Origin of the sequence: Cellulophaga omnivescoria, from assembly GCF_027915275.1 — a bacterium.
GTDB classification, from domain to species: domain Bacteria; phylum Bacteroidota; class Bacteroidia; order Flavobacteriales; family Flavobacteriaceae; genus Cellulophaga; species Cellulophaga omnivescoria.
Genome location: NZ_CP115819.1, coordinates 3,230,476 through 3,256,913, shown reverse-complemented (window position 1 = coordinate 3,256,913; position 26,438 = coordinate 3,230,476). Strand labels below are relative to the sequence as shown.

The window sequence follows — 26,438 nt, the reverse complement described above, 5'->3', positions numbered from 1 at the left end:
ACAACTATTGCCAGTTTTATAATTTTATTTTTGTCTAATATAATAAACTACGCTTGCTGTAATTAGAATGGTGCTACAGTATCCTTAGGACCATCAGGTAAACTCCAACGTTGGCGAGCGGTTACGCTTTCTAATGCAACGTCTTTGATTGTACCATTACTACCAATGTTTCCGTAACTGCTAGTACTACCACGTGGTATTTGCATACGATCTCCGTATAGCCACACAACTAAATTACTACGTTGTCCACTTGTAATTGGATGTGTTGCGTGTGGCACATTACCTCTATGGATGATGGCTTTTCCTGGCTCAAACTTAGTTTGTACCGTTTTACCAGAAACTTTATCATAGAAATCGACTATAGAACCTGTAAATTCTTCATCAGTTAAGTTAGTATTTATATTTAATGTTGCTGACGAAGCATCGGTATGCGCGTGTAAATCTTTGTCCTTATCTGGATTGTATTGTATTGAAAATCCAAAAGTTTGATTGTCGTAACCGTAAGTCCCCAATAATAATCGAGAAATCGGGCGCATATAACGGTCCATTATATCATTATAAAATACCTGAAAGCTCGGTGTTGCTAAATATCCTTCAGATCTTGGATCTAACATCATTCCGTAACGGTTTAATTGAATACCGTAAGGCGCACGTTTAGGGATTTCTGATTTTACTACGTCTTCTAAATACTGACGAAAATCCGCTAAACGATCTAAATCAAAAAATTGTGTTTCATAAACGCCTGGAATTATTTCTTTCCATAAATCGGCAACAGCAGATTCTTTTTCTGGATTTTCCCAAGCATCTTTAATTGCCTTACGTAATTTTGGATCTAGTAAAGATTCGTCTGGCAATAATAAATTGTCTTTGTTTTCTAGTTCCCATTCTGCCCAAGCAGCTTCTAACAATTTACGATTTTCATTCCAAAATTGAGAAACAGATGGATCGCGTCTTAAAGATAATTCTCTTGATGGTACTTCTAGCGCGCGAGCTTCTGCAAGTGCATTTGTATGTTCTATTGTTTTCATAATTATATGTTTTAAGTATAGCTACTGCTATGGTATTTTTTATTTATAACAAAATTACACACAAGCGGCTGTTCTGCTTTGGTAGTAAAAATGGTGGTTTTAGTAAAAAACAAGGTTTTACTATTTTTTTAAATGAAAAATGCCTCTTTTTAGAGGCATTTAACACTATTAATCAACCATAAGGATACATTACAAATCCTTATTTGTTTTTAGTTCTCAACTACTATTTTACCAATAGCTTTTCCGCTTTGTAAATGTGCGTAAGCATCACCAACTTCTTCTAACGAAAACTTGTTTTCATCTACTATTGGCGTTAAATGTCCTTCATTGGAAATTTCAGCCAAACGCTCTAAAATAGTACCGTGTTCCTCTCTTTTAAAATTGTACAACATTGGTATTAGCATAAATACCACGTGTAATGATGCTCCTTTAAAATGCAATGGCGTTAAGTCTAACTCACACAACGAAACCGTAGTAGAAATATGTCCGTTTAAGGCAACCGCTTCAATAGAATTGGTCAGGTTTGCACCACCAACAGTGTCAAAAACCACATTAAAACCACCATCGGTATATTTTGCTGTGTAATCTGCTACTTTTTCAGTTTTAAAATCGATAAAAGTTGCGCCAAATTTTTCAACAATAGCTTTTTGATTATCACCAGTACCAGTAGCAAAAACTTCTGCTCCAAAATACTTTGCCAACTGCACCGCTAAATGACCAACACCACCAGAACCACCGTGTACCAATACTTTCTGACCTGCTTTTACGCCTGCTCTTGTTAAACCTTCATAAGCTGTAATAGCTACCAAAGGTAAAGCTGCAGTTTCGCGCATTGTTAAGCCTTTTGGTTTGTGAGCTACAAGGTTGCTATCCGCTACAATATATTCAGTTAGGGTTCCTGGTAAATCGGCTAATCCGCCAGCACAACCGTAAACTTCATCGCCTACTTCAAAACCTTCTACACCATCGCCAACAGCTTCTACTGTTCCAGAGAAATCCATACCTAATAAGGCTGGTGTAGCTGGTGATAATGGTAAATCGGTTCCCATATTTTTGATCATAGTGTCAATAGTATTTACACTAGATGCCGCTATTTTTACCAATACGTGATCTGCTTTTACTGCTGGTTTTTCAATTTCTGATACTTCGAAATTTACGTTTTCTCCGTAGTTGTTTATAAGCATTGCTTTCATAATCTTTCTTCTTTTTATTGTTATAATCTATTTATCTGTGGAAATATCTCTAGCCTTAGGACAGAGACTTTATTTTATTCGCTATTCGCTATTCGCTATTCGCTGTGCGCAACACGCTCTACGCAAACTGCGGTATGCGATTGGCGTAAAGCGTATAGCGCAAGGTACTCGGCGCCCTTAATTTACTTCTTGAATATCCATCACCATTTGTTCCCAATTCTTTTGGTTGTTATGGTCAAACTGAGCGCCATTTTCATCGGCGTAGGTGAATCTTTTTATGGCTGGTGTTCTGCTCGTAGCCTGAAATAACTGGTAAGCTTCTTCTTTTAAAGCTTCCTTTATTGGTAAGTCTATAGACGCATATACCGCACGTTTGCTAGCTGCTATAGAATCTGCCGGAAATTTAGAAATCCGCTCTGCCAAAGCATCTACATAAGGTCCTATTTCATCTGCATCTAATGCTTTGTTAATAGTTCCGAACTTTTCAGCTTCGTCTGCATCCCAATCTCTGGCTCCCAAAATAATTTCAAGTGCTTTTCCAAGTCCTGTTTGTCTTGCCATACGTGAAGCGCCACCACCACAAGGTAAAATGCCCATACCTACTTCCATTTGCATAAATTTGGCTTTACCTCTTGCTGCGAAACGCATATCTAGTGCCAACGCCATTTCGTGTCCGCCACCACGCGCAAAACCTTCAATTTTAGCAATAGTTGCTTGTGGTACGTTGCTCAATCTTTCTAAAATTGCTTGTAAGTCCAATAACTGTACTTCGTTTCTAGGTACCGCTTCCATAGACATATCCCTAAGTAAGTTGGTATCATAATGACATACCCAATAATCTGGATTTGAAGATTCAAAAACCACTACTTTTACGCTTCTGTCGCGCTCCAATCGTAAACAAAGACTGCTTAAATCTGCAAGCATTTCTTGCCCTTGTACGTTTACTGGTCCAAAGTTGATAGTCACTGTTAAAATTCCTCCTTTTTGTTCTGCCGTAAATGTTTGAAAATTCTTGTATTCCATAGTATTGAGTTTTTGGTTAATTATTGTTCTGTTAGTATTACAGTACAAAGTTACCTAGGCACTCAAGCTTTGGATAAGTAAAAAACACAGGGCTTTTAGTAAAAAAAGAGGTAAATGGTAATTTATTGGGAAATACTTGCCTTATAAGCACCAATAGTCATCCCCTTATAACTTTGGAAGGTTTTGTTAAGGTGACTAGAATCTGTAAAGCCTAATTCCATTGCAATCTCTGAGAACTGCAGATCTGTATATTTTAATCGGGTTTCTACCAGTTTTAATTTGTAGTTAAGAATGTACTTTTTTAGTGATACATCAGTATGTTTTTTAAAATATTCACTAATGTAATTGTCCGCCATATGAAACTCTTCTGCCAAGTTTTTGGTGGTCAGCAATTCTGGATTGTAAATATTGGCGTGAATAAAGTTGATGATTTGCTGAATTTTAGAAGACTCTACTATTTTGGCACTCATATCAGCATTTAAAAACTGAATGTTACGGGCAATAAGGTGAAGAATTACGGAAAGTGAATTTTGAATGATAAACAGGTCGTATGATTTCTTTTTATCGTTTTCTGCCGCCACCATTTTTATCAATGATATTAGGTGTATTTTGTCCGATTCGGTTTCAAAACGCATTTCACGCAATTGATGACTTTCACTGTTTAGAATCCCTTCAATTTTACGAAACCAATCGTTCACCGGAAGATTTGCATTTTGCGGCGCATCTCCCTTAAAAAAGCTTTTCAAGAATTTAATGGCAATGGTAGTAGTTGCCGATTCCGGATTTACGATATAAATATCATCTGGCACAAAAACAAAAATGCTGTTAGCCGAATAATTTACTGTTTTCCCATTAATCTTTATGGTGCCACTACCCTTTTCAAAATACACAATCTCAAAAAACCTGATGGTAGTATACTTACAAAACTCAAAAAAGGTTTGGTCTTTGTATTCTTGAATTACGATATTTTCGATTATGGTACGTGGCATATTGTTGGTTTTATTTTTAATAGAAAAGTCGCCCTAAAGCGACTTTTCATTGGGGAACAGTCTTTTAAGTAATATACTAAAAAAACAGCCTCTAAATTCTTAATTCGTATTAAATACAATTACTTCACTTCAAACTCACCATTACTTCTTACGTAAAGAATTGTTTCTTTAGCGGTAGAAATGATTGAAGTTGTATTTTTTTTAGCTCCAAAATAAGAACCAGGTTGTAACTTATTTTTAGTATCTTTTTTAGAAAACTGATGTTTAACTTCACCAGAAATGACCACTGCTCTAAAATTAGGACTTAAGTTTTTAATCTTTCCATTAAAACCAGCTGGCAATTTTAAAAGTGCGGCACGTAGCTGATTTTTTTCGTGACTTCCCCATAAAAAAGCAGTTTGCACATTGCTCTTTTGAGCAACCCATTGGATGTCATTAGCATTTAACCAGACCAAGTTTGTTTTATCAACATTTACAGGTCTTTCGCCATTATCAAAGGCTTCTGATGTAGGTTTCACCAAATACGGACCTTCTTGAATGTCTAAAAACGCCATATTTTCTTCACCGTCAGCAGCGGTAATATGCGCTTCTCCTGCTGGTTGTTGCCAATAAGAACCTGCTGGTAGCCATTGTTTCTCGGCATTTTCATCATCATTATGTAACAATCCTTTAATTACTACACCTCTATAAGTTATATTGTGAATATGTGGTGGTGACGAAAATCCTTTTTTGAATTTCACTAAAAATCCCGCTGGTTCGTTTTTGGTTCTGTCTCCCCAAAGTTTTCCTGCTGCCGGACTTTTATCGCCTCGCAAAGGGTTTAACCAACCCCATTCTACGTTGTCTGCGGTTACTACTTCATTTACAGACTTAATGTCGTCTGTTGTTGGTGTTTGTGCAGTTATCTTGTTACTTGCAAATACAGCCGCTACAGTTAAAATTATTAATATATTTTTCATTTTATATTCAGTTTCTATTAATTACACTTGAAATCCTTCTAAAACAATTTTGCCTTTTGCTTTTCCGGTCTCTAAAAAAGCGTGTGCTTTTCTAAGATTTTTAGCATTTATAGTTCCAAAGTTTTCTCCCAAAGTGGTTCTTACTATTCCGTTGTCTATAAGTTCAGAAACTTCGTTTAAAATGTTATGCTGTTCTATCATATCATCGGTCTGGAACATAGAGCGCGTAAACATTAACTCAATGTGTGTAGATACCGCTTTGCCTTTAAAAGGCATCACGTTTAACGATGTTGGGTCATCTATAAATCCGAATTTCCCTTGTGGTTTAATCAGTTTAGCAATTTCATCTACGTGATGTTCCGTAGCATTTAAACTCACCACATACTCTGGTGCTGGCAAGTTATATTTATCAAATTCCTCGCTAAGCTTATTTCTGTGATTAATTACCGTATCTGCACCCAATTCTTTTAACCACGAAGTTGTTTCTTCTCTAGAAGCGGTACCAATAATATTCAATTTTGTAAGCTTTTTAGTCAGTTGCACCAAAATAGAACCCACGCCACCAGCAGCACCAATAACCAAAATAGATTTGTTGGTATCATCTTTAGAAACCTCTAGTCTATGAAACAGCATTTCGTAAGCCGTTAGCGTAGTTAATGGTAAGGCAGCGGCTTCTGCAAATGATAAACTTGCAGGTTTTTTACCTACAATACGTTCATCAACCAACTGATATTGGGCATTACTACCTTGTCGGTTTAAATCACCGGCATACCAAACTTCATCACCTACTTTAAAAAGAGATACATCTTCTCCCACTTCCTTAACAATACCTGTGGCATCCCAACCAATAATACTCCATTCTCCATCTGGAGCTGGTCTATTGGCTCTAATTTTATAATCTACAGGGTTTACCGAAATGGCTTTTACTTCAACTAAAATATCTTTACCAGTTGCTTTAGGCGTTTCTACCTCTATGTCTTGAAGCGAATTAACATCTGTTGACGGAAGATTTTCTTTGTATCCTATTGCTTTCATCTGATAAAAGTTTTGAAATTATATTAAAGTGAAAATTTCGCTTTCTGCTAATCTAGATTTAGGTGTTTTTTCTGTTGAATTGAAATCAGACTCAGCGTGATATCCTAAAGATACAGCAACTAAAGACGTGTATCCTTTTTCTCTTAATCCGAATTCTTCATCTAAAGCTTTTACTTCGATTCCTTCCATTGGAGTAGCATCAATTCCTAAGCTTGCAACACCTAATAAAAAGCTACCAATGTTAAGGTATACTTGCTTTTCCATCCAGTGTTGTAAATCTTTTAAATCGTATTTATGAATTCCTGCAAATGTTTTTACAGCACCTAAAAATCCGTTTTTAACATCGTCATTTGGGAATCTTCCGTCTTTGTCTTCCGTATCTGCAATGTGTTGGTAATATGCATCATCTGCATCTGTTTTTACACAGAATAAAACTACAGCTGAAGCATTAGTTACTTTAGGTTCGTTAAAACTAAAAAAGCCTTGTGTTCCTTTTGCAACACGTGCTTTACCTTCTGTAGTTTCAGCAACTATAAAGTGCCAAGGTTGTAAATTTACACTTGACGGACTCATTCTCAACAAGTTTTTAATTTCAGCCATATCTGCATCAGATATTTTTTTGGTTGCATCATATTCCTTAGTTGTGTATCTCCAGTTTAAAATTTCTTTTAAATTCATTTGTATGTGTTTTATATCTGTTGTTTAATTTTAATACAAAGATATATGTGCAACCAAGCATTTTATTGGTACAAAAAAAGGTGATGTATGTACAAATAAAGGTTTATATACCTCTATTTGTACTGTTTAAGTATATTTTAACTAATTTTGAACTAAAATAAACACTGTTATGCAAGTATTAGAAGCACACAAACCTTTTGAAATACAAGAATTAGAATTAACAGAATGGAAACAAAGACCTGTTAAAAATAATTTTTTTGAGTTAGTTTTAATCAAAAACGGCGAGGGTACGCAATGCATAAATTATAATGAGCATAATTACCAAAAAGGTAGTATTTTTTTATTACCACCTTTAAAATGTCATTCATTTACAATAACTAAACCTACAAAATTTGTGTTTTTAAAATTTACTGATTCTTTTTTTAAAAATGCTAACAAACTGACTATTGATAGAAATGAGTGGTTTAAAGAAGCATCATACATACTTTCTAACTACAACCAATTGCCAGGAGAAATTATAAAAAATGATATAGATCGTAATCATTTAGAAAGCTTAATAGGTATGATTACGCAAGAATCTATGAATTACGGGAACGAATCTATAAACTTGGTTACAAGTTTAATGACGAGTGTTTTAGAAGTATTAATACGTAATATTAAAAAGAGTACTTATTTTGAAGTTCCCAAAAATAACTCTGATGACAGAATAACAAAGATGTTGACTTACATAAATGAAAATATAGATAAAACAGAACTTTTAAAAGTTGAAAATTTGGCAGATGTTTTTATAATGTCACCTACTTATGTTAGTGAATATTTTAAAAAACAAGTAAATATGTCACTTAGGGAGTATATTATAAAGGCGAAACTAAAATTGGTAGAAATACGCTTGTTAAATTCTGACTTTACGCTTACCCAAATTGCGGATGAATTAGGTTTTACGGATGTTAGCCACCTATCTAAAACCTTTAAACGTTATGCAGGTACATCTATTAAAGAATTTAAAAATAACGGAGAATATATGTTATTAAAAAGAGGGCTTTGCACTACAGCAAGAGCTTAATAATAATGAATAAAAAATTAAGATTATTTTAAAATGTCAGTTGATAAAATTGGCATTTTTTTTGTTGTTAATTACATACCTATAAAATATTTGATTTTTTGTTTAATTTAAAATTTTTGTAATTATGAGCAATTTAATTAATGTTCCTAAAAACGGAGGTTTAACAAGCACAAATTCACCTATTAATTTTCCTAGTTGGTCTAGAGTAATAGACGATATGTTTAATGTAGATTTACCTACTGTATTTACATCAAACTTTAATACTGGTATTACTTTACCCAAAGTAAATATTAAGGAAACAGCAGATTCTTTTTTAGTTTCTATGGCTGCTCCTGGTCTAAAAAAATCTAACTTTCAGGTAGAAATAGACAACCATTCTTTAACTATTTCTGCACAGATAAAAGAAGAAGAGGAAACCAATAACGAACAATATACCCGTAGGGAGTTTGGATACTCATCTTTTAAAAGAACTTTTACGCTGCCAGAAACTGTTAATGATAATAATATAGATGCAAAATATACTGATGGTATTCTGCATATTACACTACCCAAAAAAGAAGAGGCTAAACAAAAGCCTGCAAGAACAATAACTATATCTTAAAACTAAAAACAGGGAGCTAAAATTAGCTTCCTGTTGTCTTTAATGTCTAATAAATTTTTAAAAGTGATGAAAAAATGTATTGCATTGGCTTTATTAGTGTCTTTAAATATTAGTTGCAATGGGCAGAATAATAAAAATGAAACAAAGCCAAAAAACGAAGAAAAAAAGCCTTTAGGAGATTGGACGGTTAATAAACAATATGATGACAAGGGAAATTTAATACAGTATGACAGTATTTACTCTTGGTCATCTAGCAGTGGTTACAATAACTTATCTGATCTAGAAAAAGACAGCTTGTTACACAGTTACAAGTCAAAGTTTTTCTCTAGTTTACACTCTTTTCCAACACCACAACATATAGACTCTATATTTATGGATAGTTTTTTTACTGATGATTTTTTCTCTAGTGATTTTGGAGAAGATTTTATGCAGCTAGATAAAATTAGAAATAGAATGCTACAACAACAGCAGCAATTTTTTAAAAAATATTCTTCTAAAGTTGAACCTAAAGAAAGTGAAAAAACTAAATTATAAATAAAACCCAAAACATAAATTATGTTTTGGGTTTTTAGTTAATAAAGAAAATTGTTATTTAGATATTACAATTTTTTGCTTTGTAGACTCACCATTTGCTTTGGCCAATTCTAGTACATAAATACCATTTTCTAAAGAAGAAACATTTAGTGTACCATCTGCAACATCTTTTCTTAAAACAATTAGTCCTTGTAAATTATAAACCTTAGCCTGTACATAGTCTTTTCTACTAATATTTAGAACGTCTTTAGCAGGAATAGGAAATACTGCTAGCTCTTGCTTTTCTTCTTCATTAGAAGTTAAAGCTCTAGCAGAATTATTAGAAATCTCTGTACTTGTAAGTTCTGTATTCACAAAGTTACGAGCATTTACTGGCTTATATACTCTAATCCAATTTACAAGTAAATTATTGTTTTCAAAATTTTCTAGCTCTGCGTCTGTAGATGACCTAAAAGCCTCTGCTTGCCAACTTTGATCTTCTACATTAATAATAATATCCATTTCTTTTGTAAATCTTCTCTGGTTATTTAAATAATTAAATGGATCTATAACACTAATATTAGACTTGTTTTTTGCATCATTTAAACTAGTAGCAATATTCATTTTCTGGTATCCATTTTCTCTAACCAACTGTCCGTTAACACCAGTACTAGTTACACCAGCTGGGTATGTATATTGCCAAGTACCATCTGCTAATCTGGTTTGTACTGCAGTATCATCTAAAACACGAACCATTTGTCCGTCTACATAATACTCTAATCTTGTAGCAGAAACCCAATTAACACCAATTCTTACTACTCTACCACCCCATTGTGATACTCCATCTTTTTTCCACCAACTGTTAAGATCTGCTGGTTGGTAATCTTTAAAATTTGGAGGTCTAATAAATACGTGATGACTAAGGTGTATTTTATTTGCAAAAAAGCCATTTCTATTGTCGTCTCCTGGCCCTCCATAACATTCTATAATGTCTATTTCCTGTGTATCATCTGGGCTTAACAACCAAATATCCGAAGCTAATGAAGAGTTCATTACTTTTATACTAGCTTCTACAAATACAGGGAACTTTACACGCGTTTTGTTAGTTATACAACCAGCTCTTGTTTCTGGTCTAGAAATTAAATTTCCGCTAGAGCCAACAAAAGACTTAGTTGCTCCAGGGATTCTAGATGCCCAAATATTTAAATGACCTCCAGAAACAGCAACGTGGTTTTGCATCCATACGGTTGGTCCAGGTCCAGGCCAATTATTTGGTGTTCCATTAGGTTGGTTGTGAAATTTATTATACCATTTGGCATTGTTAGCTGGTCCAAAATCTGTTACGTTGTTAGTTGGTGAAAATTGATAGTTAAAATCATCACTGGCTTGTACTTGTAATTGCCACGTTTTTCCTGCTCCGGCATTTGCGGGTATAGGTATGTTATCCCAATCGTACTGAGCATTAACAAATAGCAATTGTAGAAACATAATAACTGATAGTAGGTTAATCTTTTTCATAAAAAATGTAGTTTAAATATTAATTAAATTATTTTCTTCTAAAAAATTCATATCCTGGGGAAACAGACTAAAATTATTTATAACGAAACTACTATTTAACAAGAAAATTATGATAAATATATACTAGACAAATACTCAACAAATAATTTTTACCTTCTATAAATATTTCTTTTTGCTTTGTATGAACTGTAAATACTAGATAAATATTAAAAATAAGTTTATAACAATAAATAATTTTGTAAGAATTTACAACTAATTTTTTAGAGATGTCTATATCTCAAAAAACTATAAAATAAAAAAAGGCTGCCTATAAATATATAGAACAACCTTTATTAAAGCTGGGAACGCTTTATTTATGTATTAATTATCAACAGTAATGTTATTATTTTCATCTCCTTTAAATTCTAATTCATAAAAATTAGTTACAATATTACGCCCTTCAATAGTTTCATTATTAGGTTCTGTAAAATGTATTTCAAAATCTGATGAAATTTTATTTGTTTTGGTATCTGCCTTAATTTTATATTTTCTGACTTGGTAATTGTCTATTTCCATTTCTTTTTTAATAATAACTACCCCTTTATTTATATTAGCAAACATTGTATCAATATCAATATCACTAATTTTAATTTTTCCTTGAGAATTTTTAACGAAAAAGCTTTTCTGAAAAGCATCACTTAAAAGCTTTTCATCATCTAAAGAAGCTTTATTATTAGTGGTTGTAGTGTTATAGACTCTTTGGTATAGCTTACCATCTTTTAAATATTTAATAGTAATTCTTCCTAAATCTGAGTCTAAATCTCCTTTTGAGTATAATTCAAAATCATATACTTCAAAATCGGCTCCAAAATTAGTTATTGCTAATTGTTTGGCTGCTTGTAGGCCTTCTAGCGTAGAAATTTTAATTGTATCTTTATCACTGCTACATGAGGTTATTAGTAGCGTAATAAGAATAAAGGAAATTTTTAAAGCATTTTTCATTTTTGTGTAGTTAATGTTATACTGGCAAAACTATGGTAATTGCCTAGTAATTTTACTTCACAATACAGAAATACAGCTACTAAATATTTATTTAAGTAGGTTCAGTAAATTTTCGTTAAAAAATAATTTTAAGAAATAAGCAAAAGGGTAACCCCAAACAAGGAACCTATAATTAGGCCGGTTATAACCTCTTTAGGCGTATGTCTTTTTAACACCAACCTAGACCATAAAACTAATAACGTAAACAGAATAAGAACAACACCTAAACGCTGGTTTACATATAAAATAGCCAGAGCTAAATAAATATTTATAGCTACGTGCATAGATATTTTTATAAGGAAATTAATTCCAAAAGAAGCTAAAAGCATTAGTGTAGCTATAGAAAAACTAGTGCAAATATATACTGGTTGATTTGTGTAAAACAAAAAGAAAAGTACCAAAACCATTAATGGCAAAGCAAATATATAAAGAGATTTACGTTCTTTTTTATTAGAAACATCTAAATCTGTATATTTTCCTAATCTTTTGCCAATATAAACCCAAGCAATTAAAACTAGAAAAAAAATACCATAAATAAGAGATAAGGTATGGGAAAAGACTGTTTCCTTATCATTAAGATTAAAAATTAAAATTAAAAAAGGAAATAGCAACAACGGGTGTCCTAATACAGATATAAATTGAGCTATTTTAATTTTCATTTAAACCAATTATTATCACAAATATAGTTTTATTTGTAGAAAAAGATAATTTATTGACACAAGTGTTTACTCTCTTTTAAATAATGGCACAAGACAAAGATATAGCGCAACAATTTATTGGTTATATAAATACCCCAATACTATGGGTAAACAATAGCGTGTATCATTTAAAACAGTTTGAACTAGAAATAAATGATACTCCCAAATTTACTGACAAGATACCAACCAATTTAAGGTTAGGAAAACGTGTAGAACGCTACGTTAGTACTGAGTTTAAATTTAGTAAGAATATTACCATTTTAGCAGAGAACATACAAATACAAAATGATAAGCTTACAATAGGCGAAATAGATTGTATTTTAACAAAAAACAATACCCCTTATCACGTAGAAATAATTTATAAATTTTATTTGTTTGATGACTCTGTTGGAAACACAGAAATAGAACACTGGATTGGGCCAAACAGAAACGATACATTACTTAAAAAGCTAACCAAATTAAAACAGAAACAACTACCCCTACTCTATAGCAAGCATACAGCCTCTACAATAAATAACCTTAATTTAAATATTAAAGAAATTGAGCAACGTGTATTTTTTAAAGCACAACTATTTACACCTTATAAAAGAAGTGTAAAATTTAAGGACTTAAATAAAGAGTGCATTAAAGGATTTTATGTTAAGCATACAGATTTATTACAGTTTAAAGATTGTAAATTTTATATTGCGTCTAAAACTAATTGGCTACAAGATGTACAAACCCAAGTAAACTGGCTTAAATATAATGAGTTTATTTTTGAAATTAATACCTTGATAACAGCTAAAAAGTCTCCATTATGCTGGATAAAATTCCCTAACGGAGAGTTACAAAAGTTTTTTGTGGTTTGGTGGTAAAAAATAACAGAAAATTATGATTTTTTCTCGTTGTTATGCTTTAGTTTTGCGCACTTAATTATCAAGAATCTCAAATAAGAGATAGCAACCTGCATTAACAAGCAAGGTGCTAAAAAAGGATAAGCCAATACTTTGGAAAAAATGTTAATTCAGCTCCACTTATTTGTCCTTTTCTTTTTGGTTCTATAAAACTAAAAAAATGACATCCATTAAAAACAACGAGCCTAGGTTTATTGCTTTACTTCCTTTATTTGTATTTGTATTTACATTTTTAGGTGTAGGTATTTATCAAAATGATTTTTATGCTTTACCTGCTCCTATAGCAGTTATAGCTGGTATTATTGTAGCTTTTTTAATTTTTAAACAAGACATAAACTCTAAAATAGAAACGCTTTTAGCTGGTTGCGGAGATAGTAAAATACTAACAATGTGCTTAATATATTTATTAGCTGGTGCTTTTGCTACAATTACAAAAGAAACCGGTAGTGTAGATGCTATTGTAAATCTTGGATTAGATTTTATAGCCATACAATATATCTACTTTGGAGTATTTATAATTGCTGCATTTTTATCTATATCTACAGGTACATCTGTTGGTGCAATAGTAGCACTAACTCCTATTGTTATTGGCTTTGCAGATAAAGGAGGTGTATCATTAGCTATACTTTGCGGCGCTCTCTTAGGTGGTTCTATGTTTGGAGATAACCTTTCGGTAATATCAGATACTACAATTGCAGCAACACAATCCTTGGGCGTAAAAATGAGTGATAAATTTAAGCAAAACACAAAAATTGCTTTGCCAGCAGCACTCTTTACAATTGTTATTTTAATAGTTAAAGGCGCTGCTTTAGAGTCTAACAATTTAGAAGATGTTACATACAATTATTCATTACTAAAAATAGTTCCTTACATATTAGTAATTGCACTCTCTGTAATTGGTGTAAACGTATTTGTTACACTTTTGTTAGGTGTATTAATAGCTGTCGCAATTGGTATTTTTTATGGTGATTTTACCGTTATTGAGTCTACCAAAATTGCTTACAATGGATTTACCAGTATGACAGAGATTTTTCTACTATCATTACTCTCTGGTGGTTTGGCAGCATTGGTAGCAAAAAATGGCGGTATAGATTACATTTTAAATAAGATTAAAACCCTTATAAAGAGTAAAAAATCTGCTCAATTTGGTATTGCAACCTTAGTTAGTACAGTAAATATGGCAATAGCAAACAATACAGTTTCTATTATTATTTCTGGTTCTATTGCAAAAACTATTAATGATGAGTATAAATTAGAGAATAAAAAAACAGCTTCAATTTTAGATATTTTTGCCTGCATTACACAAGGTTTGCTACCATATGGAGCACAAGTATTAATGATTTTGAGTTTTTCTGATGGAAACCTAACTTATACAGAACTTATTGGTAATACTTGGTATTTACTTTTGTTATTTATCTACACCATAATATACATTAGTTTAAATCCGTTTAAAATGAAGAAAACTAGTATAAATTAAGGTGTAGTTCTATAATAATTTATCTAAAAAGTTATCTTCGCGGCCATGTGGATGTATTTAGGCCTTTTATCGGCTTTATTTTTAGGATTGCACAATTTGTGCAAAAAACATGCTGTACAAGGTAATGAGGTTTTTCCTGTACTTTTAGGTACTATAACTGCTGGTTTTTTACTATTACTACCTTTTTATTTAGGATCTAAATTTTATCCTGAGTTTACTAAAGAAATTGGTTTTTACATTACCGATATTCCTTGGCAAAACCACGCATTAATTGTTGTAAAATCTATGCTAATGGCTGGCTCTTGGGTATTGGCTTACCAAGCCTTAAAACATTTGCCTATTACTATTGTAACACCCATACGCTCTGCAGGGCCTTTTTTTACTTTTATTGGTGCAATTTTTATATATCATGAACGACCAAATTACTGGCAATGGATTGGCTTTTTCTTAATTATATTTTCAGTATTCCTGTATTCTAGAATTGGAAAGAAAGAAGGTATCAATTTTAAAAAAAACAAATGGATATTTGCTATAATAGGTGCTACTTTTTTAGGATCTTCTAGTGGTTTGTATGATAAGTTTTTAATACAACACATAAACTTAAATCCGCAAACATTACAGTTTTGGTTTTGCTGGTATACAATTTTAATTTTATTGGTAATACTTGCTATAACTTGGTTTCCTAAAGCAGAAAAAAGAAAAGCCTTTAAATGGCGTTGGTCTATACCTGCCGTTGGTATTTTATTACAAACTGCAGATTATTTTTACTTTAAAGCATTACAAGATCCAGATGCCTTAATTATGCTTTTATCTGCTATAAAAAGGAGTCAAATTTTAATAGCCGTATTAGTAGGCGGAATTTTATTTAAAGAAAAAAATAAACGAAAAAAACTCATTCCGCTTGCAGGTATACTTTTAGGTGTTGCTTTAATATTATATTCTAACTAAATAGTAAACAAACAATTAAGACTCTTCTTTTAAAGTTTTAATATCAGTAATAAGTTGTTGTATAGCAGTTTTATTTAATCCGTTATAAATACCTCTAATGTGCTGGTTTTTATCAATTAAAACAAAATTTTCTGTGTGTAAAAAATCATCATTTGTTTTTAATTCTCCTAAGTCTTCCTCTATAAAATAGGCATTTCTACCTAAGTTGTAAATTTCACTTCTACTACCAGTAACTAAATGCCATTTGTTAGCCGTAACACCTTTAGTTTTTGCATATTCGTTTAAAACTTCTACTGTATCTGTCTCCGGAGTTACTGTATGTGATAACAACAAAACATCATTATCTGTTTTAAAAGCTTCTTGTAATACAGACATATTACTTGTCATTTTAGGACAAATACCAGAACAACTAGTAAAGAAAAAATCTGCTACATAAATTTTATTTTTAAAAGTATTACTTGTTATTACTTCTCCATTTTGGTTTATTAAACTAAAGTTGGGTATACTGTGCATTTCTTTAGCTTCTTTACTATTTGGAGCCAACCATTTTGGAGTAAAACTAGATTCGCCATAATAAGGTAAAGCGCTCGCTTTTTTACTGTTAGATTTATTATTGCATCCCAACAATGTGAAAACAATTAAAAACACTGTAAACAAGCTATTTAAACTGTACAATTTCATCTTCCAATTGAAAACAAAGATTTGCTCTTTTAAGTCCAAAAATTCTACCGTTTTTTGCTTCATAATTATTATATATTTTTCCGTTTTTACGCCATGCTCTTTGCAAGCCTTCTTCCTTTCCGTTTACAATATTCATCTCCTTAAATTTTGCTCCAGTTTTATACCACTGCTTTTGTATACCGTTTACAATTCCGTTTGCAAAAACAGACCTAGACCTTAGTTTACCATTGCTCCACCAAGACTTAGCCACGCCCTCTTTTTTTCCGTTTTTGTAATATACTTGGTAACTAAGATCTCCCGTATAAAACAATTTTTGGTAATTGCCATGTTTTTTACCATTTTTATAGCTAATACTTTCAGACTTGCCACCATTTTTATAAAAATTAATAGCTAAGCCCGTAAAAGGCTTGTTATTATAATACACAAGCCCTTGATTATTTTTTACATTTAAATCTTTTTTTAAGACAACTGTTACATTTGTACAGCTGCTTACACATAGTAATACTACAATTAAAAGCAGTTTATAAAATAGTAGCTGGCGTACCTTGGTAATCTCCTGGGAATAAAATGTAAAATTGGTTAAGATATAATTCATTTTGTATATGGTAATGATATTCTTCTTTACTTGTGTGTTGTGTTGTACTTGTATGTCCGCCAGAAGCATCTAAGTCTGTAGGATATGTGCCTGTAGCATTACATTTTCTGCCATACAGAAAAAAACCATCTGCCATAATACCAATTAAATTTTCATCATCATTAGACCAAGCTTTGGTTTCTAAATGGTAATGGTAACTCTGCGGACCTGTATGTGCTGCTGTATAATCTAAAGAGCCAACTGCACTATCTAAAGGTACATTTGGTCCTTCTTCATCATTATAAATCATTGCGCCACTTACAGCTATACCAATAGCTCCTAAACCAGTAGAAGTACTTGTAGATGCCTTAGTTGGTGTTTGGGGAACAGTTAAAGAATATGATCCGTTAAAATCATCAATATTACTTGGAGCCATTTTTTCAAAGCTAGTTACCGTAGGCTCTACAAATAAAGGATGATTACTATCTGCTGCTTCTGTAGTTAACGTATTCCCCATTGGGTCTACAGCAGAACGTTCTGTAGTATTAGACCAATACGGAGACGTATGGTTTGGCATTCCGTTAGTTTCTATTTCTACTTCTGTACCATTTAATAAAATTGTTACATTCTCAGTATCAAACTCTGCAAAAGCTGCGTGTAATTCTGCACTTGTACTATCATTATTTGTATCATCATCATCAGCATTACTATCATTGCTACAAGCAATAAATGCTACAGTAACAATAGTTGCTAAACTAAATAATGGTATATATTTTAATTTAGAAATTTTCATAAGTTTTATTTAGATGGTTTCTCTTTCTTTTCTGGCTTAGGCATTTTTTCTATTTCTTCTTTAGTTAAAAACCCATCCTCATTGGCATCAATTTTCTTAAAATCTTTTTTTAAAGGTCCTTTTACCTCTTCTTTAGTAAGTTTGCCATCTTCATTAGCGTCCATCTGTTTAAAAATTTCTTCTAACGTAGGTCTTTTACGTTGTTCTCCTTTTGGTGGTTGTGCTCTTAATCCCATTGCACCAAATGCTACTAACGCTACTCCTAAAATTCCTTTTTTTACTGTTGTATTTTTCATCTTTTTATTTTTAAAATTCTACTATTTAGATTTCAAAGATGAACATAAGATTAATACAGATGTTTGGTTTTAAGTGAATGCAGCTAAGCTTTCTGTAAAACTGTTTTTATATTCCGCAAAATCTATTTTACAGGTGTTAAATAGGCTATTTATTAGCTATACATTGATTTTTATTTTCATTTATTTGCAGTATGAATACAACAATTAGATTTATTTCTCAGATAATTTTATGGTTTGCTTTGTGGTTTGTTTTATGGTCGCAACAAGCTTGGACTACAAATTTTATAGTCCAAAATACATTCCTTTTTTTGGGACAAATTGTATTAATTGCTTTACTAATATTTTACACTGCTCCTAAGTTTTTATTTCCAAAAAAACATTTGCAGTTTTTAATAATTTCTGCAATTGCCTTAGGAGTGTTTATAGGATTAATGTCTGTATTATTACCAGAACGTCCCATACCTTTTTTTAGAGTACCGCAAGTACCAGATTTACCAAATTTTAACCGAGAAAACTTACCAAGGCCACCGTCTAGGCAATTCACACAAATATTACTATTATTTATAGCTTATATATTAGCAACAGTAATAGAGTTTATTGTGTACACTAAAAAAAAGGAAGAAGAGATAATTATTAGTAAAAATGAAAATTTAGAAACGGAATTAAAGCTTTTAAAATCTCAAATAAATCCGCATTTTTTGTTTAATGCTTTAAATAACATTTATGCACTATCTGCTATAGATACAGCTAAAACACAAGAAAGTATAAACTATTTATCTATAATGTTAAGGTATGTTTTGTATGAATGTGAAAGGCCATTTGTACTATTAACAAAAGAAATAGAATATATAGAAAATTACATAAAACTTTTTACACTAAAAAGCAGTAAAAAATATCCTATAGAAACCAAGTTTAATATAACAGATAGTAGTTTGCAAATTGCACCAATGCTACTAATACCATTTGTAGAAAATGCCTTTAAACATAGTAATATAGACCAATTTAATGGTACATTTATTACTATTAAATTAACAGCAAACAAAACAAATATTAATTTTAAGGTAGAAAATAGCATAGCTACTACTGATATTTTAAAGGATGATGTAGGTGGTATTGGTTTAGAAAATGTAAAAAGAAGATTAAATATATTGTATCCAAACAAACATACGTTGTATGTATCTAAAAGTGATGGTATTTTTAAAGTTGAACTAAATTTACAACAAAATGTATAAGTGTATTATTATTGATGACGAGGAACTAGCTAGAGGCTTACTTACTAGTTACATTAGTAAATTAAATTATTTAGAACTTGTTGCCGATTATGAAAGCCCTATTGATGCTATACCAACACTTAAAGCAAATACAATAGACCTTATTTTTTTAGACATACAAATGCCTAATTTAAAAGGAACAGATTTTGCTAAAATGATACCCGATACTACTAAAATAATTTTTACAACAGCCTATTCTGAATATGCTTTGCAGGGTTATGAGCTAAATGCTTTAGATTACTTATTAAAACCCATAACTTTTGACCGTTTTTTGCAAGCTGTAAATAAGCTTGAAGCTGTTAAAAGCATAACAAAAGATGTTGCTAATGATAGTATAACTATTAAATCTGGTTATGACTTGCATAAAATACAATTACAGCACATTACGCATATAGAAAGTGATAGTGAATACGTTAAATTTTATTTAGAAGATGGTAAAAAGATAATGAGCCACCAAACATTAAAATCTTTAGAGAAAACCTTAAATCCAAATTTATTTATGCGTGTTCACAGGTCTTTTATTGTTAATAAAACAAAAGTTACAAGTTTAAAAGGTAGAGACTTACTACTAACAAACATAAGTATACCTGTTAGCGATAGCTATTATGATAAAGTAAAACAAGATTTGTTTTAACAAAAAGTAAAAGCCTAGTTATACAAACATTAACTAGGCTTTAATTTACAAATCTAACAGATTAATTAAAACTCTCGTTTACCAAATTCACTATCAATAAATTTAGATTTATTTTTGTTTGCGTTAAATGTATAAGACAAGTTTAAAGAAACCATATCTACCTCATATCTATAATTTGTTGTAGTATAAAATTGCCCAGGTCTTGATATAGTAATACGTTGCTCATTTGTATTTAAAAGTCCCATATCTATATTTTGCCATTGCAATGTTGCTGTTAATTTATTATCTAAAAACGATTTTCTAAGCGTAAGATTCGGAGAATAAAATCTGGAGTCCTCTCCCATTGCCGTGTTTCTGTCTGATAAATAATTAAACGAAAACTGTGCGCTAGCATTTTGCCAAAAATTATACGTAGAGTTTAAGTTTATAGAGTAAATAGTTGCATTACTATTTATACCGTAAGTACGTGCAATACCATCTCTGTGGTTAAAGTTTAAAGCACCTTTAATATCATAACTATATACATTTGCACCAATAAAGTTAGACCAATTTTTAGTGGGTTTAATGGTTGCTCCAACCTCTAAACCAAAGGCGTTGCTTCTACCTACATTAGAATACACACGGTTTATAATAGTATCTATTACAGCTCCATTTTCCTGGTATGCAAGTACGTTAACACGGTTAATTACATTTTCTACACTTCTATAGTAGGCCGTAGCAAAAAAAGAATTTCCTTGCTTCAACTTTTTTGTTATTCCTACTTCTACCAAATCTATAAACTCTGGCTCTAATTTATTGTCTCCTTGCTCAAAAACTTCAGAGTGTTCTCTTTCTGCAAAACTATTCATTTTAAAAGTTGTTGTACGCTCTACCCTTTTGCTATAAGCCATTTTTAGTTTTGTTTTATCATTAATTTTATATTGTAAAGATGCAGACGGAAAAAGCTTTACAAAATCATATTTATAGCTATTGGGAGAAATTTCACTTTTTAAAGATTCTCTATATTCCCTATCCATAGACTCCAACCGCACACCAGCAGCATAATCCCACTTGTTTTTTGCTCCAGTAAGCTGTGTGTATCCAGAGTGTATGGTTCTATCTAAAGACACATCACTAGAAAACTCTGGTACCAAAACACCATCTCTTTGGTATACAAATTCTCCTGTATGGTCTAAATTACGAAACTGATAACCAGCTTCTAAAGTTCCAAAAGAAAAAGGTTTAAACTTATAATCTAAATTAAACCGTGTACCATATAATGGGTTATCATTAGTATTGTATTCTTGCTGGTAAACAATAGTATTATCTGGATAACCAAGGTTGTCATTCTCCGTTGGTCCGCCTAAAAAAGTATATTCATATAAAAATGATGCCGCTAATTTAGACTCATCATCAAACTTATGTTCATAATCAAAACTACCCAAAGCAAAATCTCCTTTTCTAATTCTTAGGTTGTGGTTGTAATATGTAAATGTATACAACCTATTATCACTATTTGATGGTGACACTGCGTGATTGTCATAATAAACAATATCTGCTAACCTATCTTTAGTGTGTTTCCCTACAAAAAAACCAACAGAATAACTATCTCTTTTATTAGGAGTAAAGTCTATATTAAACCTACCATTATAACTAATTTCGTCAAAACTACGTTCGCCATCAGAGGGTAAAAAAGTAGTTTTATTTTCGGCTTCGTTTACAATGTACATATCCCCTTCTCTTCTACCTGTTTTATCATTACGTTGGTAACTAGCTCCTAAAGAAAAGTTCCATTTATCCGTGCGCTTATTTAGCGTTGCATCTATACCGTAACGCTGTGCAGCTTCTTTTGTATCATATTCTTCTATAGACGGAAAACCGCCACGTACATTTACCTGTGCGAACGTACCGTTTGTAGCTCCTTTTTTAGTTATAATATTCAAAATTCCGCCTTTGCCCTCAGGGTCGTATTTAGAAGACGGAGCAGTAATAAGCTCTACAGACTCTAACGCATTTGCAGGTAATTGGGCTAAAATTGCACTGGCGTCTCCTTGTGTTGGCTTACCGTTAACCAATACAGAAAAGCCCTGGCAACCTCTAACACTAATTTCTCCTTGACCATCTACAGTAACAGATGGTAAATTTTTAACTACATCTACAGCAGAACCACCTTCAATATTTTGGTATTTTTTAGTATCAAAAACCTGACGGTCTATTTTATGTACAACCGATAAACGCTCTGCTTGTACTACAACTTCGTTTAATTGGTTACCTAAAGACAATTGTATAGTTCCCAAACTCAGTTTTTCTCCTTTTTTAGATAGTAATACAGGACTAATAGTTTTAGTTGTATACCCTAAAAAAGACGCTTCTAAATAATATCTGCCAGCTTTTATGTTTGGTATTTTAAAAGAACCATCTAACTCTGTTATAACACCAGTAACCAAAACAGAATCTTGTTTTTTGTATAATGCAACTGTAGCATATTCTAGGGCTTGGTTGGTGCTTGCATCTATTACTTTACCTGTTATTTGAGCCATAAGGTTTTGCCAAATAAAACAGAAAAACATCAGTAAAAAAAGCGTTTTCATTTTCATAATACTATTATTTTTATTGAAAACTAAAGTAATAGTTGTTTTAGCGTAAGAATGGTGTTATTAACAAAATAATGGTCTAATTTATGTATTAGCAGCTTTTTTAAATTGTAAAGGTGTTTGCAACACATAACGTTTAAAATATTTTGTAAAGTGTGATGTATCTTTAAACTCTAAATCATAAGCTATATCACTTACAGATTTGTTTGTAAATAGCAGCTGTCTTTTTATTTCTTTTATTATATGCTCTGCTATAACATCTGATGTTGTTTTACCAAAAACCTTATTACACATTGCATTTAAGTTCTGAGAAGTAGTATGCAATTGGGTGGCGTAAAAAGCTACATTATTTTTTAATTGAGTAGATAGTAAATCTAAAAAACCAGAACTCAAACTCGTGTAATCTGTAACAAATTTTGTGGTTGTATAGCCAACCAACTTAGCTAAAATTGACTTTAAACCACCTTCTATAACTTCTTGGTTAGCAGATTCTTGTTTAATTTCTAAACTCATAGCTTTAAACAAGTATTCTAAAGAACTGTCAACTTCTTTAATTATAACCTTAGAACTATTTTTTAACTTATACAGTTGGGTATTTATAAATTTATCTAGCGTTTTTTCTAAAAATAATTCTTTAATAATTATTACATAACCCTTTGGTTCAGTATTTATTTCCCAATTATGAACCTGATCCTTTTTTATTAAAAAAAATACGGGAGGTTCTATTTTATAACTTTTAAAATCTATGTGATGATAGCCAGATCCTTTGGTAAAGTAGACAATCTCTAAATACTTGTTGTGCTTGTGTGGTTTTGTATACCTTTTTGTACTGTCAAAAGGTTCTATTTTTAAATCTAAACTAGAAGAAATTTTATTATATGTTTTAATAGAACTTTGCAAGCTGGTTAAATTTGGTTAAAGTAAATGTAAAAAATATAAGCACTTACAATTCAAAATATATTCTATAAATTATGTTAAAACTACGAAAAGGATTTCGCAAGTAGTAGTTTTACAATAGATCTATTACTAATAAAAAATAAAACTAAAGAACCACTGCTAAAAACAAAAAAAGAGCCTTTAAAAGGCTCCTTTTTTATATCGTATTGTACTTATTTATTGTAAACCACGAGCTTTAAGCATTGGCTCTATTTTAGGATCACTACCTCTCCAGTTCTTATACATAGCCTCTAAATCTACAGTATTACCTCTAGACAGTACCATATCTCTAAAACGCTGCCCGTTTTCACGGGTTAAACCACCATTGTTTTCAAACCAATTGTATGCATCGTGGTGTAACATCTCTGTCCATAAGTAAGAGTAGTATCCGGCAGCATAACCACTTCCAAAAATATGAGCAAAATAAGTAGACCTGTAACGTGGTGGCACAGCACTTACTACATCTAGTTTTGTATTGTGTAACGCATCTTTTTCAAAAGCACTGGCACTAGATATTGTAAAATCTGGACTAATAGTATGCCATTTCATATCTAAATTAGAAGCTGCTAAGTTTTCTGTTAAACTATAACCTTGATTAAATGTACCTGCTTTTTTAATCTTATCAATTAACTCTTGAGGTATTTTTTCTCCTGTTTTGTAATGTAGTGCGTAGTTTTTTAAAACCTCAGGATATAAAGCCCAGTTTTCATTAAACTGAGAAGGAAACTCTACAAAGTCTCTTGCTACAGCAGTACCAGATAAAGAAGGGTACTCTTGGTTTGCAAAAAAACCGTGTAACGCGTGTCCAAATTCATGAAACATAGTACTAACTTCATCATAGGTTAGTAAGGCTTCATCACCTTCTGCTGGTTTTGGGTAATTACACACATTATATATAACAGGTTTTTTGTTATACAAGTGAGACTGGGTTACAAAATTACTCATCCAAGCACCACCTCTTTTACTTGGTCTAGCAAAATAATCTGCGTAAAATAAGCCCAATTGGTCACCATTTTCTTCAAATAGCTCATACACCATAACATCTTTATGGTAGGTAGGTATATCTTTGCGTTCTTTAAATGTTATACCATATAATTTTTCTGCTGCATAAAAAACACCTTTTTCTAAAACTGTTTTTATCTCAAAATATGGTTTAATAGCACTCTCATCTAAATCGTACTTTTCCTTTTTTACCATTTCTGCATAACGGTTCCAGTCCCAAGCTTCCAAAGTAAAATCTTTACCATTTTTGGCAATCATTTTTTGTATTTCTTCTGCTTCATTTTTTGCTTTAGTAGTAGCTGCAGGTATTAAACCATTAAACATAGTAAATACATTTTCTGGTTTTTCTGCCATAGTACCTTGTAAACTCCACTCAGCATAATTTTTAAAGCCTAATAAAGCTCCTTTTTTAGCTCTTAGTTCTGCTATCTTAGTAATAATATCTTTGGTATCATTTTTAGTACCATCTGCTCTGTTAAAAGCAGCTTTAAAAATTTTTTCTCTAGTAGCTCTGTTTTCTAAACTTTGCAATAACGGTTGTTGCGTAGTATTTTGTAGCGGAATTTTATAGCCTTCACCGTCTTTGTTTTCTAACGACTTTAACTGAGCTTCTGTTAAACCAGCTAAATCTTCCTTGTTTGTAAAAACTAATGCTCCATTATTATTAGCTTCCAACAAAGTTTTATTAAAACTGTTTATTAGTGTTGCTAACTTTGTGTTGTATTTTTTTAACGTTTCTTTATCTTCAGAACTAAGGTTTGCACCTGCTTTTTCAAAGGCTTCAAAATAAGTTTCTAATAACTTATATGATTCCGGATCTAATACTAAGCTACCTCTTTTTACATATAATTCTTTTACACGCTTAAACAAATTGTCATTTAAATAAATACCATCTTGTAACTCAGAGAATTTAGGAGCCATTTCTTCTTGTACAGCTTGCAGCTCATCATTGGTGTGTGCTCCTGTTAGTCCAGAAAAAACATTTTGTACGTTTTGTAACAGTGTTCCACTTTTTTCTAATTCTAAAATAGTATTATCAAAAGTAGCTGGCTCTGTATTATTAGCAATTTTACTTACAGCTTCTTTTTGCGCTCTAATACCCTGTTCTAATGCAGGTTTAAAGTGTTCATTTTTAATTAGTGAAAAGTTGGGCGCGCCATAAGGTAATGTACTTTCTACTAATAACGGGTTTTCTTTAGTATTCATAGTGTTAGTGGTAGTTGTCCCCGTTTTTGTTTTTGCATCTTTACAAGAAGCAAACAAAACAGTAACAAGTGCTACGGTATATATTTTTTTCATTAATAATAGATTTTTTATCGGATATAAAGATACTTTTGTTCCTTTGTCTTCACTCTTAAAATTGTCTTAATATTTATAGAGTTTAAATCTGTATAGCAGTTCTGTTTTTCTTTCTATTTTTGCTATAATAACAAATTACTTTTATGCCCAAAAGCCAACATATTCACTACAAAATGTATAAACCATATGGTGTTCTTAGTCAGTTGGCTAGTAATGACAACAATCAGCTTAATAAAAAATTTTTAGCTGAATTTTATAATTTTCCTAAAGGAATTATGCCTGTTGGCCGTTTGGATGAAAAATCTGAAGGATTATTACTTTTAACTACAGATGGTAAATTGAGTGATACAATTAACAGATTGGGCATAGAAAAAGAATATTACGCACAGTTAGATGGCATAATAACTGATGAGGCTATAACCAAGCTAGAAAAAGGTGTAGTAATAGGATTAAATGGTACTACTTACACAACAAAAACTTGTATTGTAAAACACATAGAAACTCCAAAAAATTTACCAGAACCAAGCACTAAAATTAGATTAGGAAGGCACCGCCCTAACAGCTGGATTAGCATTTGTATTACCGAAGGCAAATTTAGACAAATACGTAAAATGACTGCTGCTGTTGGTTTCCCTACCCTACGTTTGGTACGTGTGCGTATAAACAATATTACTTTAGACAACCTTACACTAGGCAGTGTAACACCCATTAACATTTAAGGCTCTTAATTAACATTTTTGTTA

Annotated in this window: 26 protein-coding genes and 1 riboswitch; of the genes, 9 read left to right on the top strand and 17 right to left on the bottom strand. The window is 31.7% G+C overall.

Features of this window, described 5'->3' with window-relative positions; all coding sequences use genetic code 11:
• Positions 1–62: 62 nt before the first annotated feature.
• The 7 genes from PBN93_RS14355 to nfsB all read right to left on the bottom strand — a co-directional run bounded on the left by PBN93_RS14355 (position 63) and on the right by nfsB (position 6,905).
• Positions 63–1,028, bottom strand: coding sequence for a 2OG-Fe(II) oxygenase (locus PBN93_RS14355; protein ID WP_271080935.1), 966 nt, complete (start codon positions 1,026–1,028; stop codon positions 63–65).
• A gap of 209 nt (positions 1,029–1,237) precedes the next feature.
• The gene (locus PBN93_RS14350) at positions 1,238–2,221 is read right to left on the bottom strand and encodes a zinc-dependent alcohol dehydrogenase family protein (RefSeq protein ID WP_271080934.1); all 984 of its coding nucleotides are present in this window, start codon (positions 2,219–2,221) and stop codon (positions 1,238–1,240) included.
• Positions 2,222–2,398: 177 nt separating this feature from the next.
• Positions 2,399–3,244 carry an enoyl-CoA hydratase/isomerase family protein gene (locus PBN93_RS14345; RefSeq protein WP_271080933.1) on the bottom strand — a complete coding sequence of 282 codons (846 nt, stop codon included), beginning with the start codon at positions 3,242–3,244 and terminating at the stop codon, positions 2,399–2,401.
• A gap of 122 nt (positions 3,245–3,366) precedes the next feature.
• Complete coding sequence (locus PBN93_RS14340; protein WP_077399401.1) at positions 3,367–4,233, bottom strand: AraC family transcriptional regulator; 867 nt, start codon at positions 4,231–4,233, stop codon at positions 3,367–3,369.
• A gap of 119 nt (positions 4,234–4,352) precedes the next feature.
• A complete protein-coding gene (locus tag PBN93_RS14335; protein WP_271080932.1) occupies positions 4,353–5,192 on the bottom strand; it encodes a DUF4437 domain-containing protein in 840 nt (279 codons plus the stop codon).
• A 21-nt stretch (positions 5,193–5,213) separates the two neighbouring features.
• Entirely contained in the window at positions 5,214–6,227 is a 1,014-nt protein-coding gene (locus PBN93_RS14330) for a zinc-binding alcohol dehydrogenase family protein (RefSeq protein ID WP_271080931.1), read from the bottom strand.
• A gap of 18 nt (positions 6,228–6,245) precedes the next feature.
• Entirely contained in the window at positions 6,246–6,905 is a 660-nt protein-coding gene (nfsB, locus tag PBN93_RS14325) for an oxygen-insensitive NAD(P)H nitroreductase (RefSeq protein ID WP_077399392.1), read from the bottom strand.
• 169 nt (positions 6,906–7,074) lie between these two features.
• Between nfsB and PBN93_RS14320 the strand changes: the two genes are divergently transcribed.
• From PBN93_RS14320 to PBN93_RS14310, 3 genes are all read left to right on the top strand, one after another.
• The gene (locus PBN93_RS14320) at positions 7,075–7,968 is read left to right on the top strand and encodes an AraC family transcriptional regulator (RefSeq protein WP_077399389.1); all 894 of its coding nucleotides are present in this window, start codon (positions 7,075–7,077) and stop codon (positions 7,966–7,968) included.
• A 124-nt stretch (positions 7,969–8,092) separates the two neighbouring features.
• Positions 8,093–8,569 carry an Hsp20/alpha crystallin family protein gene (locus tag PBN93_RS14315; protein WP_077399386.1) on the top strand — a complete coding sequence of 159 codons (477 nt, stop codon included), beginning with the start codon at positions 8,093–8,095 and terminating at the stop codon, positions 8,567–8,569.
• A gap of 66 nt (positions 8,570–8,635) precedes the next feature.
• Entirely contained in the window at positions 8,636–9,103 is a 468-nt protein-coding gene (locus tag PBN93_RS14310; RefSeq protein ID WP_139344201.1) for a hypothetical protein, read from the top strand.
• A gap of 54 nt (positions 9,104–9,157) precedes the next feature.
• Here the strand turns inward: PBN93_RS14310 and PBN93_RS14305 are convergent, their stop codons facing one another.
• From PBN93_RS14305 to PBN93_RS14295, 3 genes are all read right to left on the bottom strand, one after another.
• Complete coding sequence (locus tag PBN93_RS14305) at positions 9,158–10,600, bottom strand: T9SS type A sorting domain-containing protein (protein ID WP_271080929.1); 1,443 nt, start codon at positions 10,598–10,600, stop codon at positions 9,158–9,160.
• A gap of 360 nt (positions 10,601–10,960) precedes the next feature.
• Entirely contained in the window at positions 10,961–11,581 is a 621-nt protein-coding gene (locus PBN93_RS14300; protein WP_271080928.1) for a hypothetical protein, read from the bottom strand.
• A 128-nt stretch (positions 11,582–11,709) separates the two neighbouring features.
• On the bottom strand, positions 11,710–12,279 hold the full coding sequence (locus PBN93_RS14295) for a phosphatase PAP2 family protein (protein WP_271080927.1): 570 nt from the start codon (positions 12,277–12,279) through the stop codon (positions 11,710–11,712).
• A gap of 83 nt (positions 12,280–12,362) precedes the next feature.
• Here PBN93_RS14295 and PBN93_RS14290 point away from each other — a divergent pair, with 83 nt between their 5' ends.
• From PBN93_RS14290 to PBN93_RS14280, 3 genes are all read left to right on the top strand, one after another.
• Complete coding sequence (locus PBN93_RS14290; RefSeq protein WP_271080926.1) at positions 12,363–13,172, top strand: DUF1853 family protein; 810 nt, start codon at positions 12,363–12,365, stop codon at positions 13,170–13,172.
• A gap of 53 nt (positions 13,173–13,225) precedes the next feature.
• A riboswitch (SAM-I-IV-variant riboswitch) is annotated at positions 13,226–13,324 on the top strand.
• 11 nt (positions 13,325–13,335) lie between these two features.
• The gene (locus PBN93_RS14285) at positions 13,336–14,688 is read left to right on the top strand and encodes a Na+/H+ antiporter NhaC family protein (RefSeq protein ID WP_271080925.1); all 1,353 of its coding nucleotides are present in this window, start codon (positions 13,336–13,338) and stop codon (positions 14,686–14,688) included.
• 45 nt (positions 14,689–14,733) lie between these two features.
• Positions 14,734–15,636 carry a DMT family transporter gene (locus PBN93_RS14280; RefSeq protein ID WP_077405962.1) on the top strand — a complete coding sequence of 301 codons (903 nt, stop codon included), beginning with the start codon at positions 14,734–14,736 and terminating at the stop codon, positions 15,634–15,636.
• A gap of 15 nt (positions 15,637–15,651) precedes the next feature.
• Here PBN93_RS14280 and PBN93_RS14275 read toward each other — a convergent pair whose 3' ends face one another.
• The 4 genes from PBN93_RS14275 to PBN93_RS14260 all read right to left on the bottom strand — a co-directional run bounded on the left by PBN93_RS14275 (position 15,652) and on the right by PBN93_RS14260 (position 17,980).
• Positions 15,652–16,317 carry an SCO family protein gene (locus PBN93_RS14275; protein ID WP_271080924.1) on the bottom strand — a complete coding sequence of 222 codons (666 nt, stop codon included), beginning with the start codon at positions 16,315–16,317 and terminating at the stop codon, positions 15,652–15,654.
• Entirely contained in the window at positions 16,295–16,741 is a 447-nt protein-coding gene (locus PBN93_RS14270) for a toxin-antitoxin system YwqK family antitoxin (protein WP_271080923.1), read from the bottom strand. The genes PBN93_RS14275 and PBN93_RS14270 overlap by 23 nt, the downstream gene beginning before the upstream one ends.
• 97 nt (positions 16,742–16,838) lie before the next feature.
• On the bottom strand, positions 16,839–17,684 hold the full coding sequence (locus PBN93_RS14265) for a YHYH protein (protein WP_271080922.1): 846 nt from the start codon (positions 17,682–17,684) through the stop codon (positions 16,839–16,841).
• A gap of 5 nt (positions 17,685–17,689) precedes the next feature.
• Positions 17,690–17,980, bottom strand: coding sequence for an EF-hand domain-containing protein (locus PBN93_RS14260; protein WP_077405954.1), 291 nt, complete (start codon positions 17,978–17,980; stop codon positions 17,690–17,692).
• A 308-nt stretch (positions 17,981–18,288) separates the two neighbouring features.
• Here PBN93_RS14260 and PBN93_RS14255 point away from each other — a divergent pair, with 308 nt between their 5' ends.
• Positions 18,289–19,212 (top strand): sensor histidine kinase, encoded by a 924-nt coding sequence (locus tag PBN93_RS14255; protein WP_271080921.1) that lies wholly within the window; start codon positions 18,289–18,291, stop codon positions 19,210–19,212.
• Entirely contained in the window at positions 19,205–19,885 is a 681-nt protein-coding gene (locus PBN93_RS14250; protein ID WP_077405948.1) for a LytR/AlgR family response regulator transcription factor, read from the top strand. Before PBN93_RS14255 ends, PBN93_RS14250 begins: the two co-directional genes overlap by 8 nt.
• A gap of 65 nt (positions 19,886–19,950) precedes the next feature.
• Here the strand turns inward: PBN93_RS14250 and PBN93_RS14245 are convergent, their stop codons facing one another.
• From PBN93_RS14245 to PBN93_RS14235, 3 genes are all read right to left on the bottom strand, one after another.
• Positions 19,951–22,404: an outer membrane beta-barrel protein gene (locus tag PBN93_RS14245; RefSeq protein WP_271080920.1), complete on the bottom strand. Its 2,454-nt coding sequence runs from the start codon at positions 22,402–22,404 to the stop codon at positions 19,951–19,953.
• A gap of 138 nt (positions 22,405–22,542) precedes the next feature.
• Complete coding sequence (locus PBN93_RS14240) at positions 22,543–23,358, bottom strand: helix-turn-helix transcriptional regulator (protein WP_271080919.1); 816 nt, start codon at positions 23,356–23,358, stop codon at positions 22,543–22,545.
• A 213-nt stretch (positions 23,359–23,571) separates the two neighbouring features.
• On the bottom strand, positions 23,572–25,695 hold the full coding sequence (locus PBN93_RS14235; RefSeq protein WP_408612188.1) for a M3 family metallopeptidase: 2,124 nt from the start codon (positions 25,693–25,695) through the stop codon (positions 23,572–23,574).
• A 143-nt stretch (positions 25,696–25,838) separates the two neighbouring features.
• Here PBN93_RS14235 and PBN93_RS14230 point away from each other — a divergent pair, with 143 nt between their 5' ends.
• Positions 25,839–26,414, top strand: a complete 576-nt coding sequence (locus PBN93_RS14230; protein WP_077405935.1) for a pseudouridine synthase — start codon at positions 25,839–25,841, stop codon at positions 26,412–26,414.
• The last annotated feature ends 24 nt before the right edge of the window (positions 26,415–26,438 follow it).

Bases quoted from the DNA above. Each gene is read 5' to 3' on its own strand.
- PBN93_RS14295 (WP_271080927.1), bottom strand. From the start codon at position 12,279: ATGAAAATTAAAATAGCTCAATTTATATCTGTATTAGGACACCCGTTG.
- PBN93_RS14315 (WP_077399386.1), top strand. From the start codon at position 8,093: ATGAGCAATTTAATTAATGTTCCTAAAAACGGAGGTTTAACAAGCACA.
- PBN93_RS14230 (WP_077405935.1), top strand. From the start codon at position 25,839: ATGCCCAAAAGCCAACATATTCACTACAAAATGTATAAACCATATGGT.
- PBN93_RS14355 (WP_271080935.1), bottom strand. From the start codon at position 1,028: ATGAAAACAATAGAACATACAAATGCACTTGCAGAAGCTCGCGCGCTA.
- PBN93_RS14335 (WP_271080932.1), bottom strand. From the start codon at position 5,192: ATGAAAAATATATTAATAATTTTAACTGTAGCGGCTGTATTTGCAAGT.
- PBN93_RS14260 (WP_077405954.1), bottom strand. From the start codon at position 17,980: ATGAAAAATACAACAGTAAAAAAAGGAATTTTAGGAGTAGCGTTAGTA.
- PBN93_RS14305 (WP_271080929.1), bottom strand. From the start codon at position 10,600: ATGAAAAAGATTAACCTACTATCAGTTATTATGTTTCTACAATTGCTA.
- PBN93_RS14265 (WP_271080922.1), bottom strand. From the start codon at position 17,684: ATGAAAATTTCTAAATTAAAATATATACCATTATTTAGTTTAGCAACT.
- PBN93_RS14330 (WP_271080931.1), bottom strand. From the start codon at position 6,227: ATGAAAGCAATAGGATACAAAGAAAATCTTCCGTCAACAGATGTTAAT.
- nfsB (WP_077399392.1), bottom strand. From the start codon at position 6,905: ATGAATTTAAAAGAAATTTTAAACTGGAGATACACAACTAAGGAATAT.
- PBN93_RS14310 (WP_139344201.1), top strand. From the start codon at position 8,636: ATGAAAAAATGTATTGCATTGGCTTTATTAGTGTCTTTAAATATTAGT.
- PBN93_RS14250 (WP_077405948.1), top strand. From the start codon at position 19,205: ATGTATAAGTGTATTATTATTGATGACGAGGAACTAGCTAGAGGCTTA.
- PBN93_RS14350 (WP_271080934.1), bottom strand. From the start codon at position 2,221: ATGAAAGCAATGCTTATAAACAACTACGGAGAAAACGTAAATTTCGAA.
- PBN93_RS14245 (WP_271080920.1), bottom strand. From the start codon at position 22,404: ATGGCTCAAATAACAGGTAAAGTAATAGATGCAAGCACCAACCAAGCC.
- PBN93_RS14320 (WP_077399389.1), top strand. From the start codon at position 7,075: ATGCAAGTATTAGAAGCACACAAACCTTTTGAAATACAAGAATTAGAA.
- PBN93_RS14280 (WP_077405962.1), top strand. From the start codon at position 14,734: ATGTGGATGTATTTAGGCCTTTTATCGGCTTTATTTTTAGGATTGCAC.
- PBN93_RS14290 (WP_271080926.1), top strand. From the start codon at position 12,363: ATGGCACAAGACAAAGATATAGCGCAACAATTTATTGGTTATATAAAT.
- PBN93_RS14300 (WP_271080928.1), bottom strand. From the start codon at position 11,581: ATGAAAAATGCTTTAAAAATTTCCTTTATTCTTATTACGCTACTAATA.
- PBN93_RS14340 (WP_077399401.1), bottom strand. From the start codon at position 4,233: ATGCCACGTACCATAATCGAAAATATCGTAATTCAAGAATACAAAGAC.
- PBN93_RS14235 (WP_408612188.1), bottom strand. From the start codon at position 25,695: ATGAAAAAAATATATACCGTAGCACTTGTTACTGTTTTGTTTGCTTCT.
- PBN93_RS14275 (WP_271080924.1), bottom strand. From the start codon at position 16,317: ATGAAATTGTACAGTTTAAATAGCTTGTTTACAGTGTTTTTAATTGTT.
- PBN93_RS14345 (WP_271080933.1), bottom strand. From the start codon at position 3,244: ATGGAATACAAGAATTTTCAAACATTTACGGCAGAACAAAAAGGAGGA.